Source organism: Vagococcus allomyrinae, from assembly GCF_017829975.1.
GTDB classification, from domain to species: domain Bacteria; phylum Bacillota; class Bacilli; order Lactobacillales; family Vagococcaceae; genus Vagococcus_D; species Vagococcus_D allomyrinae.
In genome coordinates this window covers 78,805-95,318 of the sequence record NZ_JAEEGA010000015.1, presented here as the reverse complement: position 1 = coordinate 95,318, position 16,514 = coordinate 78,805, and the positions used below count along the sequence as shown (strand labels likewise).

17 protein-coding genes are annotated in these 16,514 nt (G+C 41.0%); 1 reads left to right on the top strand and 16 read right to left on the bottom strand.

What is annotated here, in order from left to right; translation table 11 throughout:
• Positions 1 to 129: 129 nt before the first annotated feature.
• The 5 genes from I6N95_RS19925 to uppS form a co-directional block, all read right to left on the bottom strand.
• A complete protein-coding gene (locus I6N95_RS19925) occupies positions 130 to 1,845 on the bottom strand; it encodes a proline--tRNA ligase (RefSeq protein WP_209531106.1) in 1,716 nt (571 codons plus the stop codon).
• A 32-nt stretch (positions 1,846 to 1,877) separates the two neighbouring features.
• The gene (gene rseP, locus I6N95_RS19920; RefSeq protein WP_209531105.1) at positions 1,878 to 3,164 is read right to left on the bottom strand and encodes an RIP metalloprotease RseP; all 1,287 of its coding nucleotides are present in this window, start codon (positions 3,162 to 3,164) and stop codon (positions 1,878 to 1,880) included.
• Positions 3,161 to 4,321: a 1-deoxy-D-xylulose-5-phosphate reductoisomerase gene (locus tag I6N95_RS19915; RefSeq protein WP_209531104.1), complete on the bottom strand. Its 1,161-nt coding sequence runs from the start codon at positions 4,319 to 4,321 to the stop codon at positions 3,161 to 3,163. Before I6N95_RS19915 ends, rseP begins: the two co-directional genes overlap by 4 nt.
• Positions 4,322 to 4,414: 93 nt before the next feature.
• Positions 4,415 to 5,221, bottom strand: coding sequence for a phosphatidate cytidylyltransferase (locus I6N95_RS19910; protein ID WP_209531103.1), 807 nt, complete (start codon positions 5,219 to 5,221; stop codon positions 4,415 to 4,417).
• A gap of 2 nt (positions 5,222 to 5,223) precedes the next feature.
• Positions 5,224 to 6,051, bottom strand: a complete 828-nt coding sequence (gene uppS / locus I6N95_RS19905; RefSeq protein WP_209531102.1) for an undecaprenyl pyrophosphate synthase — start codon at positions 6,049 to 6,051, stop codon at positions 5,224 to 5,226.
• Between the two features lie 496 nt (positions 6,052 to 6,547).
• Between uppS and I6N95_RS19900 the strand changes: the two genes are divergently transcribed.
• Entirely contained in the window at positions 6,548 to 6,688 is a 141-nt protein-coding gene (locus I6N95_RS19900) for a hypothetical protein (protein WP_209531101.1), read from the top strand.
• Between the two features lie 90 nt (positions 6,689 to 6,778).
• Here the strand turns inward: I6N95_RS19900 and frr are convergent, their stop codons facing one another.
• The 11 genes from frr to galT all read right to left on the bottom strand — a co-directional run bounded on the left by frr (position 6,779) and on the right by galT (position 16,510).
• Positions 6,779 to 7,336 carry a ribosome recycling factor gene (gene frr / locus I6N95_RS19895; protein ID WP_209531100.1) on the bottom strand — a complete coding sequence of 186 codons (558 nt, stop codon included), beginning with the start codon at positions 7,334 to 7,336 and terminating at the stop codon, positions 6,779 to 6,781.
• A gap of 4 nt (positions 7,337 to 7,340) precedes the next feature.
• Positions 7,341 to 8,063, bottom strand: coding sequence for a UMP kinase (gene pyrH, locus I6N95_RS19890; protein WP_209531099.1), 723 nt, complete (start codon positions 8,061 to 8,063; stop codon positions 7,341 to 7,343).
• 142 nt (positions 8,064 to 8,205) lie between these two features.
• On the bottom strand, positions 8,206 to 9,084 hold the full coding sequence (gene tsf, locus I6N95_RS19885) for a translation elongation factor Ts (RefSeq protein ID WP_209531098.1): 879 nt from the start codon (positions 9,082 to 9,084) through the stop codon (positions 8,206 to 8,208).
• A gap of 156 nt (positions 9,085 to 9,240) precedes the next feature.
• Positions 9,241 to 10,029, bottom strand: a complete 789-nt coding sequence (rpsB, locus tag I6N95_RS19880) for a 30S ribosomal protein S2 (RefSeq protein WP_209531097.1) — start codon at positions 10,027 to 10,029, stop codon at positions 9,241 to 9,243.
• Positions 10,030 to 10,278: 249 nt separating this feature from the next.
• Complete coding sequence (tsaD, locus tag I6N95_RS19875; RefSeq protein WP_209531096.1) at positions 10,279 to 11,310, bottom strand: tRNA (adenosine(37)-N6)-threonylcarbamoyltransferase complex transferase subunit TsaD; 1,032 nt, start codon at positions 11,308 to 11,310, stop codon at positions 10,279 to 10,281.
• Positions 11,311 to 11,330: 20 nt separating this feature from the next.
• Complete coding sequence (gene rimI, locus I6N95_RS19870) at positions 11,331 to 11,780, bottom strand: ribosomal protein S18-alanine N-acetyltransferase (RefSeq protein ID WP_209531095.1); 450 nt, start codon at positions 11,778 to 11,780, stop codon at positions 11,331 to 11,333.
• Positions 11,777 to 12,325, bottom strand: a complete 549-nt coding sequence (rimI, locus tag I6N95_RS19865) for a ribosomal protein S18-alanine N-acetyltransferase (RefSeq protein WP_209531094.1) — start codon at positions 12,323 to 12,325, stop codon at positions 11,777 to 11,779. Before rimI (I6N95_RS19865) ends, rimI (I6N95_RS19870) begins: the two co-directional genes overlap by 4 nt.
• Complete coding sequence (gene tsaB, locus I6N95_RS19860) at positions 12,309 to 13,025, bottom strand: tRNA (adenosine(37)-N6)-threonylcarbamoyltransferase complex dimerization subunit type 1 TsaB (protein ID WP_209531093.1); 717 nt, start codon at positions 13,023 to 13,025, stop codon at positions 12,309 to 12,311. The genes rimI (I6N95_RS19865) and tsaB overlap by 17 nt, the downstream gene beginning before the upstream one ends.
• Positions 13,026 to 13,144: 119 nt before the next feature.
• On the bottom strand, positions 13,145 to 13,708 hold the full coding sequence (locus tag I6N95_RS19855) for a YdeI/OmpD-associated family protein (protein WP_209531092.1): 564 nt from the start codon (positions 13,706 to 13,708) through the stop codon (positions 13,145 to 13,147).
• A gap of 301 nt (positions 13,709 to 14,009) precedes the next feature.
• Positions 14,010 to 15,002 (bottom strand): LacI family DNA-binding transcriptional regulator, encoded by a 993-nt coding sequence (locus I6N95_RS19850; RefSeq protein WP_209531170.1) that lies wholly within the window; start codon positions 15,000 to 15,002, stop codon positions 14,010 to 14,012.
• 29 nt (positions 15,003 to 15,031) lie between these two features.
• The gene (galT, locus tag I6N95_RS19845) at positions 15,032 to 16,510 is read right to left on the bottom strand and encodes a UDP-glucose--hexose-1-phosphate uridylyltransferase (protein WP_209531091.1); all 1,479 of its coding nucleotides are present in this window, start codon (positions 16,508 to 16,510) and stop codon (positions 15,032 to 15,034) included.
• Positions 16,511 to 16,514: the final 4 nt, after the last annotated feature.

Here is a 16,514-nt window from a genome sequence, read left to right as displayed (position 1 = left end):
GTAAGTAATATCAGCTAAATTTAAAGCTGACAAACTCCTTTAAACGAAAGAGACACTCAACAAAAGATTTGCTGAGATGCCTCTTTTACATTTCTATTATACTCTTTTTTGAGCTAGTTTTCCAATCAACTAGCCGTTGCTCTCAGGATTTAATAAAATACTCAAGGTGCTAGTTAATTCGTCTTTGCGCACTTCGAGGGTTTCCCCTGTTTGACGAATCTTAACTTCCACGATTCCATCAACAGCTTTTTTACCGATAGTGATTCTAATCGGTAAACCGATCAAATCCGCATCCTTAAATTTAACCCCTGGGCGTTCTTTTCGATCGTCAACCAAGACATCGTAACCTGCTTGAAGCATCGCTTCTTCAATTTCTTTTGTTAAGCTCTGTTGGTAAGAATCAGCTAGATTAATCGGTACTAAATGCAAATCAAATGGCGCGATCCCTTTAGGCCAGTTCATACCACTTTCATCAGCATTTTGCTCGACGATAGCCGATATTAAACGACTAACACCAATCCCGTAGCTTCCCATGATAACTGGAATATCACGGCCATTTTCATCTAAAACTGTGGCGCCCATCGTGTCACTATAACGAGTGCCTAGTTTAAAGATATGACCAATTTCAATCCCTTGCGTAAATTGCAAGACTCCTTCACCATCCGGCGACGGATCTCCCGCTTGCACAAAACGTAAGTCTTCATAAACTACTGGTTCAAAATCACGACCTGGATTGACATTGATCAAATGAAAACCCGTTTCATTGGCGCCAGCAATGGCATTTTGCATATCTTGTACATACAAATCAGCAACTAATTTCACACCCTCAGGTAAATCAACTGGCCCAATGGAACCAAACTCTGCCCCAAAGACCATGGCAGCCTCTTCTGGTGTGGCTGGCTCCAAGAAATTCGCCTTCAAAAAGTTCTTTAATTTAACGTCATTCACTTCATGATCGCCTCTGACAAGAACCATCACCAATTCGTCATCAGCTGTAAACAGCACTGATTTAATAGTTTGTTGAGCCTCTTGATTGAAGAACGCCACCACTTGTTCAATCGTCTCCACATTAGGTGTTGCGACCTTTTCTTTGGCTAAAAGTGAAACATGAGTATTTGGTGGTGTGTAGAGACTTGTTGCCATTTCCAAATTAGCTGCATAGTCACTTTCAGATGAGTAGCAGATCGTATCTTCACCCACATCTGCCACCGCCATAAATTCTTTAGAATCACTACCTCCCATAGCACCACCATCACCAATAATCCCACGAAAATTCAAGCCACAACGTTCAAAAATACGCGTATAAGCTTTATCGTATAAACGATACCCCTCATCTAAACTCTCATAAGTTGCATGAAAGGAATAACCATCTTTCATGATAAATTCCCGCCCACGTAACAAACCATACCGAGGTCGTTTTTCATCTCGGTATTTAGTTTGAATTTGATACAAAGATAAAGGCAAACGTTTATAAGACGCTATTTCATTTTTTATCAACTCTGCAAAGGTTTCTTCATGAGTAGGTGCCATAATAAATTCCCGTTGATGACGATCTTTCAATTTCATCAACAATGGTCCATAGGTTTCATAACGGCCAGATTTCTCCCAGAGTTCAGCAGGCACGATCGCTGGCATTAACATTTCCACCGCTTCAATCGCCTCAAATTCTTCCCGCATAATCTGCTTAATCTTTTCCAAAACACGATTAGCCAACGGCAAGTAACTGTAAACCCCACTTGTTACCTGACGAATATACCCCGCTCTAAGTAACATCTGATGGCTGACAACTTCTGCATCATTTGGAACTTCCCGCAATGTAGGAATCAACATCTTTGACTGTTTCATTAACAAAAATCTCCTTTTCCAACTCTAACTTTTTACCTAAAGAAAAAACGCATGATATCGTTCCAAGTAACTAACACCATTAAAATCATGATGAAGGCAAACCCAACAATTGTAATCTTTCCTTCACTTTCAGGACTTAATGGTTTTCGGCGAATTCCTTCGACAATGTTTAACACTAATTTCCCACCATCTAAAGCTGGGATTGGCAATAAATTCATAATCCCCAAATTGATGCTTAGCATGGCCATAAAATTCAAAATCGTGATAAACCCTTCGTTGGCAACTTGTGAAGATATTTGGAAAATCATCACAGGCCCACCTAACTTATTTAAACTAAAGCCAAAAATCAAGTCTTTGACTGCCACAATTAATACCGTCGCACTGGCAATGGTTTTAGCCACTGCCGCTTGAACTTTCCCGGCAAAACTTAACTCCGTAAATTTACTGCCGCTTTGAATGCCAATTCTAACAGACGAACTGCCATCTTCTAATTCCTCACTTTTAGGCGTCATGCTCAAGGTCTTTTTTTGCCCCTCACGCTCCACCACTACTTCGATTTTTTTGTCTTTGTTTGCTTCGACGGAAGAAACAATCTCCTCAAATGTCGTGATTTTTTCACCCTCAATTTCGATAATGCGATCGCCAGGCTTGACTCCCGCTTCATCCGCGATGCCACCTTCAGCCACTCCGCCAATCACACTACTAGCATCAGGCTCCGTCAACCCACCTTGGGCAAATATCACGATTGTAAAAATAACAAAGGTTAAAATAAAATTGAACAGTGGTCCAGCAAAATTAGTCAAAAATCGTTTGTATAACTTCGCTGATTGAAATTGAACGTCTTTCGGAGCGATTCTGACTTCTGTTCCATCACTTTCAATAATCGACGCATCGTGATCCACGCTGTAACGGGTCTCTTGATTTTCGTCTCCATTGATATACCCCGTCAGATAAAGTTCCTCTTCTAAGTCAAACTTAATCACCTCAATAGGAACACTATTTGGAAGCTGTACTTTATGACTCGTATTAATTCTGGTAACCACTTGCTGATCATTTAACTCCAATGAAACCGGCTGTCCAGGCGTGATCTCCACCTCTTCTTCGCCAACTCCAGCCATTCTGACATAACCACCAATTGGCAATAAGCGCAATGTGTATGTGGTGCCATCTTTCCCTCGATGAGCAAATAACTTAGGACCCATCCCGATTGAAAACTCACGTACTAGAATACCTGACCATTTTGCAAAAAGAAAGTGACCTAGCTCATGGACAATGACGATGACACAAAAAACAAATATAAATGTTAAAATTGTTTTCATCTGCGCGCTCCTTCCTTTATTTTCTCGTTTACATATTGTCTTACTCGTTGATCTTCTGCTAACAATTGTTCCAAACTCTCCACTGCTTGGACCTGATAATCGGCCACTGCCTGCTGAACATAGTATTCAATTTCCAAATATGAAATACGCCCCTCCAAAAAGGCAGCTACAGCTATTTCATTGGCACCATTTAATGCTGTGGGCATCGTCCCGCCTATTTCTCCTACCTCAAAAGCAAGTTTTAGTAGCGGAAACCGCACAACATCCAATTCTTCGAATTGCAACGTTCCTATCGCAGCAAGATCAAATTTTTTAGGCTCTTTGATCGGCAAGCGTTCTGGATAGGTTAAGGCATATTGAATTGGTTCGCGCATGTCGCTTGCCCCTAATTGAGCCAGGTAAGCACCATCGCTCATGATAACCATTGAATGAATAATGCTTTGACGATGTAAAACAACTTTTATTTTATCATAATTTAGGCCAAACAGCCATCTTGCTTCAATAACTTCTAGTCCTTTATTCATCATTGTCGCTGAATCAATGGTTATTTTTGGCCCCATCACCCAATTGGGGTGGTTCAAAGCTGCTTCAACTGTGACTCCTTTTAGCTGTTCCCGTGTATAATCGCGAAAACTCCCACCAGAAGCGGTAATTAACAACTCAGAGACATCCTCTCTCCGTTGACCTGCCAAACATTGAAAAATGGCAGAATGCTCACTGTCAACAGGTAAAATACGAACCTTCTGTTTAGCTGCCGCAGCCATCACTAACTCGCCACCCATTACCAAGGTTTCTTTATTGGCCAAAGCAATCTCTTTTCGAGCTTCAATAGCAGCTAACGTTGGCTCTAAGCCAACACTTCCCGTGAGTCCTGTCAAAACCAGATCCACTTCAGAAAGAGTCGCTGCCTCAATTAATCCTTTAATGCCATAGCCAAAACTCACATGAGGAAACTCTTTCTGCAACATAACTGCCATTTTATCAGTACCAACTGCCACATAAAGGGGTGCAAACTGATCGATAATTTGACGGCCAAGCGTGATATTCTGGTTAAAAGAAAAGGAAACTAAACGAAATCGGTTAGAATAAGCCTTGATTATTTCAAGAGCATTCGTGCCAATTGACCCAGTAGCACCTAATAAACATATATTTTTCATCATCATCCCTCTAATCAATCCTTAATTCTTAAACAAAAATAAAGAAGGCCGGAACAAAAGGTTCCCGCCTTCTGATTGACAAAAACAACTGGCTTAGAAGATCCCTAAAAGATGCATCACTGGAAAAACAAACAGCATGCTGTCAAAACGATCTAGGATGCCGCCGTGGCCCGGTAAGATCGTTCCTGAATCTTTGACGCCGTAATGACGTTTAAAGGCAGATTCGACTAAATCGCCCATTTGCCCAACCATCGAAAAAATCACAGTGAATAATAACATCACCCACAGCTCATAACCAAAGTACTTTTGCGCCGGATAAAATGTAAAGAAAATCGCGGCAACCACTACGGCACAAACCACGCCACCTAAAGAACCTTCTAGCGTTTTATTAGGGGAAATCGCTGGTGCCAACTTGCGTTTGCCGATTTGACGACCAATCATGTAAGCCCCAATATCTGTGCTCCAAACCACTAATAAACCATACATTAGAATAGTCAGATCTGCGGTTGTTCCACGAGCCAATAAGAAACTTTTAAAGCCCATCCCCACATACAAACTGACTAACACTGGAAAAGCCGCTTCATCAAAAGTATAGGTGTTTTTTGAAAAAACTGCCGCTGTTAGCAAGACCATCATCAAAACATAAAATAAGATATAAGTATCAGCTTTCTCCGGTAAAAAGAAAAACCAAACATCTCGTGGCAAAACTAGTGCGACAGCTCCTAAGGCTGCCAAAATCCCTTCAAAACTAACCAATTGGAGACCCTTCATTTTAAATAATTCATAGACTCCAACAACAGCTAAAGCTGCTGCTGTTAACTGAATGGCAATGCCGCCATAAATAATAACTGGAATAAATAATGCCAGAGCGACAACTGCTGTAATAACACGTTGCTTCATAACTAACTTTCTCCTTCTTTCGGTGTAACATTTTCGTTTTCCGCGGTTTCAGCTAATCCACCAAAACGCCGATTACGATGCTGGTATGAAGCTAAAGCCTGCTCCAAATGATCTTCGTCAAAATCAGGCCAAAGTGCATCAGTAAAGAACAGCTCACTGTAGGCAATCTGCCACAATAAAAAATTACTTATTCGTTCTTCACCACTGGTTCGAATCAACAAATCAGGATCTTGTAACTCGCTACCAAGGGAAGCTGTCATCAACCGCTCAGAAAATTGTTCTTCTGTCACCTCATCTACAGGCAGCTCTCCGGCAGCAGCTTGTTTGACTAAGGTATTCACAGCAGTTAAAATCTCAGCGCGACTGCCGTAATTTAAAGCAAAATTTAATATCATGCCAGTGTTTTCTTTAGTTTGTGCCATCGCATCATCAACAGCTTTTTTGGTGTGTTCAGGTAAAAACTCAACATATCCCATCACATTGACTTTCACATTTTCAGCTATCAACTCTGGGACAAAGGCATCAAAAAATTCCACGGGCAACTGCATTAAGTAATCAACCTCATCTGTTGGCCGTTTCCAATTCTCTGTTGAAAAAGCATAAAGCGTTAGCACTTTCACTCCCAGACGACTGGCTTTCTTAGTTATTTTTTTTACATTGTTCATGCCCTCTTTATGGCCAGCAATCCGCGGTAGGCGTCGATTTTGCGCCCAACGGCCATTGCCATCCATAATAACTGCCACATGAGCTGGAATGTCTCCTTCGTGATCAAGAGTCCATTCAGTATTAGCATTGATGTACTTTTCTTTTTGAGGAAATAGACGAAACATCACAAGCCTCCCTTTACAATCTTTCTAGTCTTTCTCATTGTAGCAAAATAAACGACAAAATCCTATTAAAAGAGCGAATTATCGCCGATTTCTCTCTAATTAACGGGGAAATTTAAACAATATTTTAACTTCTCCTTTAAATAAAAGGAAGAGTTGACAAATAAACCGTTTTCTTGATACACTGTTGGTATTATGAATGTGCCATAAGGAGGCTTTAGAAAGTTGATTATTAAGACTGTTCTTTCCAATCAAACTAAATAATTGATTATAGCTCCCCCTACATGGGTGAAGTTTGCGGAAAACATCTTAATTCGACAGTTTCTTTAGCGTGGAAATTAGCTAGTCTAGTCTGAAGGTCTACCACCTTTGTTAGCTATCTGTTCCAACTTGCCAATGTCGAAAATTCAGGCACATCATGTTTGAGTGGTTCAACCACTCCATCACTTCCTGCCTCTCTCTTGTAATTAGCTATAATCATATGAAAGGAAACCTTTGTATGAGTAAGCTAAACATGAATAGACAACGCAATCGTAAGCAAGTGATTGCCACGACTACCTATCAATCGAAACAAGCTCAGTCTATCAAAAACGTTAAAAAACTACAATCTGACTTCATTCGTAAAATGACGAAAAAATAACCATTCTAGATAGACCTAAAAAGCCCTACGGATCAATAGAGATCTTTAGGGCTTTTATCACGATATAGAAAGATGTCAAATTTTATTTAATTAAACATCTAGTAGTTCTGTTTCTTTTGCTACGGTAATCTTATCAATCGATTTTGTGCTAGTATCCGTTAAGTCTTGCACTTCTTTTTCTAAGGTACGTAACTCATCTTCAGATATTTCTTTCGCTTTTTCTTTTTTCTTCAACTCATCAATTGCATCACGACGGATGTTTCGCACCGCTACTTTAGCACTCTCCGCGTATTTGCCAACTTCTTTAGCTAAATCTTTACGACGTTCTTCAGTTAATTGTGGAATCACCAAGCGAATCACATTTCCATCATTAGCTGGTGTAATCCCGATATCGCTTTGATTAATCGCTTTTTCAATATCTTCGATTGAATTTTTATCAAAAGGTGTAATCATTAACACTCGAGCTTCTGGAATCGTAATAGAAGCTAAGGCGTTTAACGGCGTCGGAGCACCATAGTATAATACTTGTACGCGGTCTAATAGACTTGCATTGGCTCGACCAGCTCTTATTTGACCTAACTCACGACTTAAGCTCTCTTCTGCTTTTACCATTCTTTCTTTAGTTGACGCTAAAATTTCCTTGACCATTATCTTATTTCCCCCTTACTGTTGTCCCGATATTCTCGCCTAAGCAAACACGTTTGATATTGCCATGTTCGTTCAAGTTGAAAACAACTAACGGAATATCATTGTCCATACTTAAAGAACTCGCTGTTGAATCCATAACAGCCAAACCTTTTGAAATGACATCTAAATGAGTTAGTTCTGTGAATTTAGTCGCATCTGCGTTGTGTTTAGGATCTGATGAATACACTCCATCCACATTGTTTTTGGCCATTAAAATAACATCAGCATTAATCTCTGCAGCCCTTAAAGCTGCTGTTGTATCCGTAGAGAAGTACGGGTTACCAGTACCTGCTGCGAAGATAACGACACGCCCTTTTTCTAGATGACGAACCGCACGACGACGAATGTATGGTTCAGCAATTTGACGCATATCTATTGACGTTTGAACTCGAGTTGGCACACCTAGATTTTCCAAAGTATCTTGTAACGCTAAGGCGTTCATCACGGTTGCTAACATCCCCATGTAATCTGCTTGTGCACGTTCCATGCCCATTTCAGCGCCAATTGTGCCACGCCAAATGTTTCCTCCACCAACAACAATTGCTATTTCAATCCCTAATTCATGTACTTCCTTAATCTCTTTGCCAATTTCTTCAATTGTTGGGGGCTTAATGCCAAAGCCAGTATCACCGGCAAGTGCTTCACCGCTTACTTTTAAAATAACTCGTTTATATTTAGGTTCAACCATCAATATTACCTCCGTTTTCCTACTATCCTATTTTATCACAGTTTATTGATTCCGAACATCTTATACCCAAAATTGCCTAAAAAAAGGGAGCGCAAACCATTACAGTTGCGTCCCCAACTGTCTACAAAATTCGACAGTTATTTTATTTCATTTGGCTCTTCACTTCATCAGCAAAGTTTTCTTCACGTTTTTCGATACCTTCGCCAACTTCAAAACGAACGAATGATTTAACCGTTGCGTTTTTAGTTGCTACGTATTTCGCAACTGTTGTATCAGGATCTTTAACGAATGGCTGGTCAACCAAACTAATTTCAGCTAAGAATTTTTGTAAGCGTCCGCCTACCATTTTCTCAACGATGTTAGCTGGTTTGCCTTCGTTTAACGCTTGTTCTGTTAAGACAGTTTTTTCATGCTCAAGAACTTCAGCAGGAACATCTTCACGAGTGACAAAACGAGGATTGATTGCCGCAACGTGCATCGCAACATCTTTCGCCATTGCTTCGTCAGTTGTCCCATCTAATGTTACTAAAGCAACGATTGTGCCACCGTTATGTAAGTAAGCACCAAAGGCTTGGTTATCAGTTTTTTCAGCAACTTCGAAACGACGGAAACTAATTCTTTCGCCAATTTTAGTCGTCGCTTCTAAGACGATATTTTCAACTGTGCCTTTAGGTGTTTCAATCGCTAGTGCTTCTTCCATGTTAGCAGGTTTGTTTTCAGCCACTAATTGAGCGATTTCTTTAACTAATTCTTGGAACATGTCGTTTTTCGCAACGAAATCTGTTTCAGAGTTAACTTCAACAATAGCAGCCACGTTACCGTCGATATAAACATTTGCTAAACCTTCAGCAGCGATACGGTCGCCTTTTTTAGCCGCTTTTGCCATACCGTTTTCTCTTAAGTAGTCAACCGCTTTGTCCATGTCTCCATCTACTTCAACTAAAGCGCGTTTAGCATCCATCATTCCAACGCCTGTTGCGTCACGTAATTCTTTTACCATAGCAGCACTAATTTTTGCCATTATCTTGTTACCTCCTAATTATTATATACCTATTGATATGTGGTATTATCCATGTATTTTAGTTATTTCTTTAAAAAAACTGCCTCAAAGGAGGTCTAGGCTACTTAGTTTCGCCAACGGATCAATAGCCTTTGAGACAGTTTCAGTTTTTAGTAATTATTCAGCGTTGTCGCCTTCAACAACTTCAACGATTTCTTCGATTGAAGTAGCTTCTTCTGCAACAACTTCTTCCGCTACAAATGTTTCTTCCACAACTTCATCTTCACCTTGACGGCCTTCGATGATAGCGTCAGCCATTTTACCAGCGATTAATTTCACGGCACGAATAGCATCATCATTTGATGGGATAACAACATCGATCTCATCTGGATCACAGTTAGTATCAACCATCGCAACGATTGGAATATTTAATTTATGCGCTTCTTGGACTGCAATACGCTCTTTACGAGGGTCAACAATAAAGATTACGTCTGGAATTCTAGGCATATCAGCGATACCGCCTAAGAATTTTTCAAGACGGTCGCGTTGTTTGTTTAAACCGGCAACCTCTTTTTTAGGAAGAACATCAAAGACGCCATCTTCTTCCATTTTGTTGATTTCTTTCAAACGAGCAATACGTTTTTGGATAGTGTCCCAGTTAGTTAAAGTTCCACCTAACCAACGGTGGTTTACATAGTATTGACCAGCGCGGATTGCTTCATCTTTAATCGCTTCTTGAGCTTGTTTTTTAGTTCCTACGAATAAAGCAACTCCGCCATCTTCAGCGACGTTCTTCATGTAGTTATAGGCATCATCAGCTAGACGTACAGTTTTTTGTAGGTCGATGATGTAGATACCGTTTCTTTCTGTGAAGATGTATTTCTTCATTTTCGGGTTCCAGCGACGAGTTTGGTGTCCGAAATGTACACCAGCTTCTAATAGCTGTTTCATTGAGATTACTGCCATGTTGTGTTTCCTCCAGTTTGGTTTGTATTTTCCTCTCTTAAGTTCTACTGTGTGAAGAACTCTAGTCAACTAGAGCACCGCTCCACGCATCCCTTAAGATGTGGTTTAGTTGGTTGGTAACTAGTCGTTTGTCACAACTAGATAGGCAACCTTTAATAGTATAATACATCGAGTGAAATAATTCAAGTACGTTCGATTGATTATTTTGAAATCCCCGCTCATGTCTTATGGTCATCGGCCATTTATACCTTAAACACCTAAAGTCAAACTCGGATCTGCGTTTAAAGCTAAATCACCTACTAGCCCTTTTTCCGCTGCCACAAAAGCAGCCGCGCCAATCATAGCAGCATTGTCTCCACATAGCCGCAGGGGGGGCACAATTAGTTCGACATCTGTTAATTCCTCAGCCACTGCCTCGGCCATCGCTTTTCGCAGCCCTTGATTAGCAGCCACCCCGCCTGCAACGATTAACTGTTTGACATCGTATTGCTGACAAGCGCGAATCGTTTTCGTGACTAATACTTCGACGACACTGGCTTGAAAACTCGCCGCTAGATCCAAACGATCTAATTCTTCACCCTTTTGCTCTGCGTTATGAACACGGTTGATAAAGGCACTCTTTAAGCCACTAAAACTAAAATCAAAATTATCTTCGCGGATCATGGCACGAGGAAATTGGAAGGTATCTTGCCCTAGATGAGCTAACTCATCTAGCTCTTTACCACTAGGATAAGCCAATCCCAGAACCCGTCCGACTTTGTCATAAGCTTCGCCAGCAGCATCGTCACGGGTTTCACCAATGATTTCAAAGGAACCATGTTCTTTCATATGAACCAATTCCGTGTGTCCACCACTGACAAGTAACGCCATCAACGGGAATGTCATTGGTTTGACAAAACTGGCGGCATAAATATGCCCCGCCATATGATTGACAGGGATCAATGGCAAATCATGGGCCCAGGCATAAGCTTTCGCCGCTGTAATTCCAATTAATAAGGCTCCAACTAACCCTGGTCCTTCGGTCACCGCCACTGCGCTAAGCTCCTCTGTCGTCACCGCCGCTTCACTCAGGGCCTCTTCCATACACAAGGTAATCTGTTCCACATGGTGGCGACTGGCAACTTCCGGCACCACCCCACCAAAGCGTTTATGACTCAATATTTGCGACGCCACGATATTCGATAAAATCTTTTGACCGTCTTCGATAACCGCCACACTGGTTTCATCGCAACTGCTTTCAATCGCCAAAATTAATTTGCGTTCTTTCTTAAATAGACTCATCACTAAACTCCCTATTACCGCTAATTTGTTTGCCAACGCATCACCAGACCATCTTCTTCAGGATGGTGATAATACGCTTTTCGTCGGCCAATTTCTTCAAACCCTACTTTTAAATACAACCCTTTGGCGGAATCATTCGTTTCACGCACTTCTAAAAAAACCTGTTGCACATTCTCGCCAATTTCCTTTAAACCGTATTCCAATAATTCCTGAGCCACTTTTTTGCCTTTAAATTCAGGTAAAACGGCAATATTAATCACCTCGGCCTCATCTAACACTTGGTGAAAGACCACATACCCGATGACCTTCTCTACCTTCTCAACGAGGACATAGTGACTCACAGGATTGTTGATATCTGCGAGAAATTGATCGACGTTCCAAGGAGAGCCGTAGTCAAAGGATGCTTGGCTGATTTGCCATAGTCTTTGGGCCAATTCCTCTTTACCGTATTCTTCTTTATGTTTAATCATCGCTCTTCCTCAAAACGATAAAACATGTCTAACGCATCTTCATTATTACTATGATAATACCGTTTTTTTACCGAACGAGCGACAAAGCCGAATTTGCGATACAAGCGCTGAGCGTCCATATTGCTAACTCTAACTTCTAAGGACAGCGACTCATATCCGGCCTTTCGAGCCGTTTCTTTGACTTCATTTAGCAAAGTTGTGGCAACTCCTCGCCCTTGAAATTCTTTAGAAACAGCAATATTCGTAATGTGACCATCTTCCTCGTCAAAGCGAGTTCCAATAAAGCCAACCACTTCTTGATCGCATTCCACGAGTAAATAGAGGACTGCTTGAGGCCCATTTAACTCAGATAAAAAAGCGGTTTTCCCCCAAGGGACTTCCCCTTCGTAGACTTCTTTTTCAATAGCAATCAAATGCCTGATATCCGTGTATTTCACTTCACGTATCAAAAATAGCTCACCTAAATCGACTTCTTTCGGCAGATAGACAATTTGCTTGGTAAATAAGACCCGAACTTTATCAAAAAAGTTAGATTTTTTCGACATAACTTTCCCTCTGTTCATCATGATTAGCTAGCCAATTTTCTTCTGCCTCGACTAATTTTAAGTATTTAGGAACAAACGTTTCTGCTTCCACAGGCGTCTTCTCAACTCCTAAACATGCCAAACTAACAGCACTGACATGATTGATTAACGGCTCCTGGCTGAGACTAGCTGGAAAAACAGCTAATATCTCTTCTTTAAAGACCGCCACATCTTCGCCAACAAAACGCACGTCACCAGCCAATTGTTGCAACTCCACTAACCAGTGTTCTAAGCTGATGTGTTGATCGGCTACAATTGACACCAATTCCCCCTCTTGCCACTGATAAACCCCAGTGTAAACATTTTGGCGACGAGCATTAAAAATCGGTACAATAAATCCTGAATAGCCAACAGAATTAGCCGCTATAGCGGCTAAACTAGAGACACCCACTAATTCTATTCCCAAAGTCCAAGCCAAAGTTTTTGCCGTTGTGACGCCAATTCTTAAACCAGTGTAAGACCCTGGTCCTTCAGCTACTACTATTCGCTCTAAATCTGTCGGTTGGACATTATTTTCTTTCATTAAAAAGTCGATGGCCGGCATTAGTACCAAACTATGATTGCGATTGGCCGTGCCTAAATAGTGTCCAATGACTTGATTATTCTCATAAATTGCCACTGCTAACCCTTGGTTAGATGTGTCGATGGCTAATACTTTCATTTATCCCATTCCTTCACTATGAATTCTAGCTTATTGTAGCACATTCTAAGGAAACAGTAAAAAGCCATTAGTTATTAATCACCAAAGGCCCTCTCACTAGAATAATTTAATAAAACTGATTAATAATCTATTAATCGCCCCTCGTCATGCCAAGTACCGTACATATTATTAGCACGAGTCTGTTCGACTAACTTAGTTAAACGCTTTTCAAAAAGGTCTAAATCATTCCGATAATATTGAATAGTATCAATTCTTATTCTTTGATACAGAGGTGGAAAAGTCAAAAAAGTTTGGTATAGTTGCTCTGACTTCAAGCGCTTTTCAATAATTGGATCAATGACAAAGGCTGCTACTTCCATTTCAGGCAAAACAGCTTCACCTTCAGCTGTCATAAGTCCTAGTTTTCTTAACCGTCTCACCCGCTCTTTATTTAATTCCGTCCAGCGGCTTCGTCTTCCTCGAGGTGATAACCTTTGAAATACTTGCCCATCGACCTTCTTCTTGGTACTGTCAATCCAACCGAAGCACAGCGCTTCATCAACCACATCTAAATAACGCAATAGCCCCGCTTGCTCCTTAACACTCGTCGCCACCCAGCACTCTTTTTTTATCTCCCCATACTCACTTAACCACGCTCGCAAAGCACTGCGAGTCTTAATAGTTAAAACATTCGTCATCTCCATTTGTCATCCCACCCGATTTTCTACATTCACCCTTAGTTTAACACGACAAACACTATTCGGTTAATCTTCAGCTAACTATTTTCTGAAACAAAAAGAACAGGACAGGACCTAAGCCCCCCCTGTCTCAGGTTCACAAGTATGACGGGAGACAGACATGTCAACCACTCTGTCCTCGCCAACTCTCAAGCATCGTCACTCCTAGTCTCTGGTTGCTACTAAATTTTATCAATTTGCTGAACAGAGCAAGTCGTCACAAGCTAGGCTTCCTATATGTATCGCATGATCCCAGCGTTCCTATGGATTATAGACGTTGTACAGATTGACGTTCGACTAATTCAGAGGCAATCGTGATTTTTTTAGGGACAGGGGCATCTTGTTGTAAAGAATCCAAAATAGTTTGGACCGCTAATTCACCCATCCACTCAGTATAAACTTTGACAGTTGTTAAGGCGGGGGATAAATACTTCGCTACGCTAATGTCATTAAACCCAATGATACTAATATCTTCTGGAACCCGTTTACCTGCCTCTTGAAGCGCTCGAATGACACCGATTGCCATGGCGTCATTTGATACAAAGAGCGCCGTCGGTAATTCCCGATTTACAGCAAGAAGCTCCCTCATGGTTTGAAATCCTCCATCTACAGAAAAATCACTTTCCCAGACAAAGTTTTCCTGGTACAAATTTTCTTGTAACAATCTTTCACGAAAATGAGCTAATCGTTTATCAGGAATGGTTTCATTTTCCGACTTCGTTCGCTCAACACCTGATAAAATGCCAATCTGGCGATGTCCCTCAGACAGTAGTAAATCGATTGCGGCTGTAACCCCTTGGTTAAAATCGACAACCAATGAATCAAACCCGTACCCCATAGCATCAAAATCAACAAACAACAATTTATCTGTTTGTTTACCAAAAAGGGTAACCTCTTTAGATGAGAATTTACCCAGGGCCAATAAACCGTCTGCCTCTTGAACCTCCGTCAAAGAATCCAGTGTTACTTTCAAAATCTCAATTCCTAGCTCGGTGGCTTTTTTCTCAATCCCCATTCGAACTGCCAAGTAATACAAATCTTCCAGTTCTTCTTGGTCATCATACCATTGAATCAACGCCAATCTGCCTGAATACAACTTAGGTTGACGTTTATGCTTGGTGTAATCCAATGCCTCGGCTGCCTCAAAAATCCGCTTTTTAGTTCCATCACTAACAGAAAGTTCACTATCATAGTTCAAGACACGAGAAACTGTAGCGGGTGAGACTTTGGCACGCTCCGCTATATCTTTGATTGTCGCTATTTTACTCACCCTCTCCATTTCAACTTATCTTACAATCCGTCAGTAAATTTACGAAAACCAGCTTGACCGGCTTGATCTCGCTTGAAGACGCCCGCATCTTCTAACACTCGTGCGAATATTAAGCCCACTTCCTCTTGAACTTGTTGATGCACGGTTTCTTCTTTAATCAGCAAACGTTTTTTTAAGTCTTCTGCCCACGCTAAATGATAATCAGCTATTTCATTATCCAAGCCTAATAGATAACGTTCCACTTCCAATAGCTCATCTTTAAGCCGTGGTGGTAAAACTGCTAATCCCATGACTTCAATTAGCCCAATATTTTCTTTTTTGATATGCTGAACATCGCGATGAGGATGAAAAATACCTTCAGGATGCTCTTCAGAGACATTATTATCCCGCAAAACTAAATCCATTTCGTATAAATCAGCCACTCGACGTGCTATCGGGGTAATCGTATGATGAGGCGTCCCATCAGCTGACAAAGCCTGAATTTCTAGACTTACATCAGAATACTGTTTCCACTGCTCTAAAATATAATAAGACGCTTGAATCAATTGTTGTTGATTTTTACTTTGCAAACGGATTACAGACATCGGCCACTTAACGATGCCGCCACTGACCTCTTTGAAAAGTGGCAAATCAATCGCCGTTTCAATCGGCGCTTTGGCCATTGCAAACGTATGACGCCCTCCTTGGTAATGGTCATGAGACAAAATCGACCCACCTACTATCGGTAAATCAGCATTGGAACCTACAAAATAGTGAGGAAATATCTCCACAATGCTCAACAAACGCTTAAAAGTCTCTTGACTAATGGCCATTGGCCGATGCTCTTCTGCTAAGAAGATACAGTGTTCATTGTAATAAGCATAAGGTGAATATTGTAATCCCCAGCTTTCGCCATTAAGATTCATGCGAATCAATCGATGATTAGTTCGCGCCGGATAATTCAACCGCCCCTCGTAACCTTCATTTTCCATACAAAGCAAACATTTTGGATACTTAGCTGGTGGAGCAGTTTTCTCCAATGCAATCTGTTTTGGATCCTTTTCAGGTTTGGACAAGTTAATCGTAATTTCTAATTCACCGTACTCTGTTTTAACAGGAAAGACGATATTATTAGCAATTTCTCGCGTCTTAATGTAATTGTTTTGGCGACTAATCTCAAAAAAATAATCCGTTGCATCCACCGGGTTTTTATCATAGCGCTCAGCAAATAATGCATTCATAACAGAAGGCGGTGGCGTTAATAAATCGCCAATCTTACTTTCTAAGATATCCCGTTCAGGAATAGACCGACCAGTTACGCGGTTGTTAATGCCGATCTCTACCAAGCCGTCCAACAATGCTAATCCTGACCTTGGTTCAACTGATTCCGCTCCTAAAAATTCACTTTCACCAATTAAACTTAACAAACGATTCCGTAAGTATAGACGATCCATTTCCATCCAGCCACCAGAACGAATGGCAAGCGTTGTGTATTCTTCAACTAATTGACTAACAGACAATCGA

Bases quoted from the DNA above. Each gene is read 5' to 3' on its own strand.
- I6N95_RS19925 (WP_209531106.1), bottom strand. From the start codon at position 1,845: ATGAAACAGTCAAAGATGTTGATTCCTACATTGCGGGAAGTTCCAAAT.
- rseP (WP_209531105.1), bottom strand. From the start codon at position 3,164: ATGAAAACAATTTTAACATTTATATTTGTTTTTTGTGTCATCGTCATT.
- I6N95_RS19915 (WP_209531104.1), bottom strand. From the start codon at position 4,321: ATGAAAAATATATGTTTATTAGGTGCTACTGGGTCAATTGGCACGAAT.
- I6N95_RS19910 (WP_209531103.1), bottom strand. From the start codon at position 5,221: ATGAAGCAACGTGTTATTACAGCAGTTGTCGCTCTGGCATTATTTATT.
- uppS (WP_209531102.1), bottom strand. From the start codon at position 6,051: ATGTTTCGTCTATTTCCTCAAAAAGAAAAGTACATCAATGCTAATACT.
- I6N95_RS19900 (WP_209531101.1), top strand. From the start codon at position 6,548: ATGAGTAAGCTAAACATGAATAGACAACGCAATCGTAAGCAAGTGATT.
- frr (WP_209531100.1), bottom strand. From the start codon at position 7,336: ATGGTCAAGGAAATTTTAGCGTCAACTAAAGAAAGAATGGTAAAAGCA.
- pyrH (WP_209531099.1), bottom strand. From the start codon at position 8,063: ATGGTTGAACCTAAATATAAACGAGTTATTTTAAAAGTAAGCGGTGAA.
- tsf (WP_209531098.1), bottom strand. From the start codon at position 9,084: ATGGCAAAAATTAGTGCTGCTATGGTAAAAGAATTACGTGACGCAACA.
- rpsB (WP_209531097.1), bottom strand. From the start codon at position 10,029: ATGGCAGTAATCTCAATGAAACAGCTATTAGAAGCTGGTGTACATTTC.
- tsaD (WP_209531096.1), bottom strand. From the start codon at position 11,310: ATGAGTCTATTTAAGAAAGAACGCAAATTAATTTTGGCGATTGAAAGC.
- rimI (WP_209531095.1), bottom strand. From the start codon at position 11,780: ATGATTAAACATAAAGAAGAATACGGTAAAGAGGAATTGGCCCAAAGA.
- rimI (WP_209531094.1), bottom strand. From the start codon at position 12,325: ATGTCGAAAAAATCTAACTTTTTTGATAAAGTTCGGGTCTTATTTACC.
- tsaB (WP_209531093.1), bottom strand. From the start codon at position 13,025: ATGAAAGTATTAGCCATCGACACATCTAACCAAGGGTTAGCAGTGGCA.
- I6N95_RS19855 (WP_209531092.1), bottom strand. From the start codon at position 13,708: ATGGAGATGACGAATGTTTTAACTATTAAGACTCGCAGTGCTTTGCGA.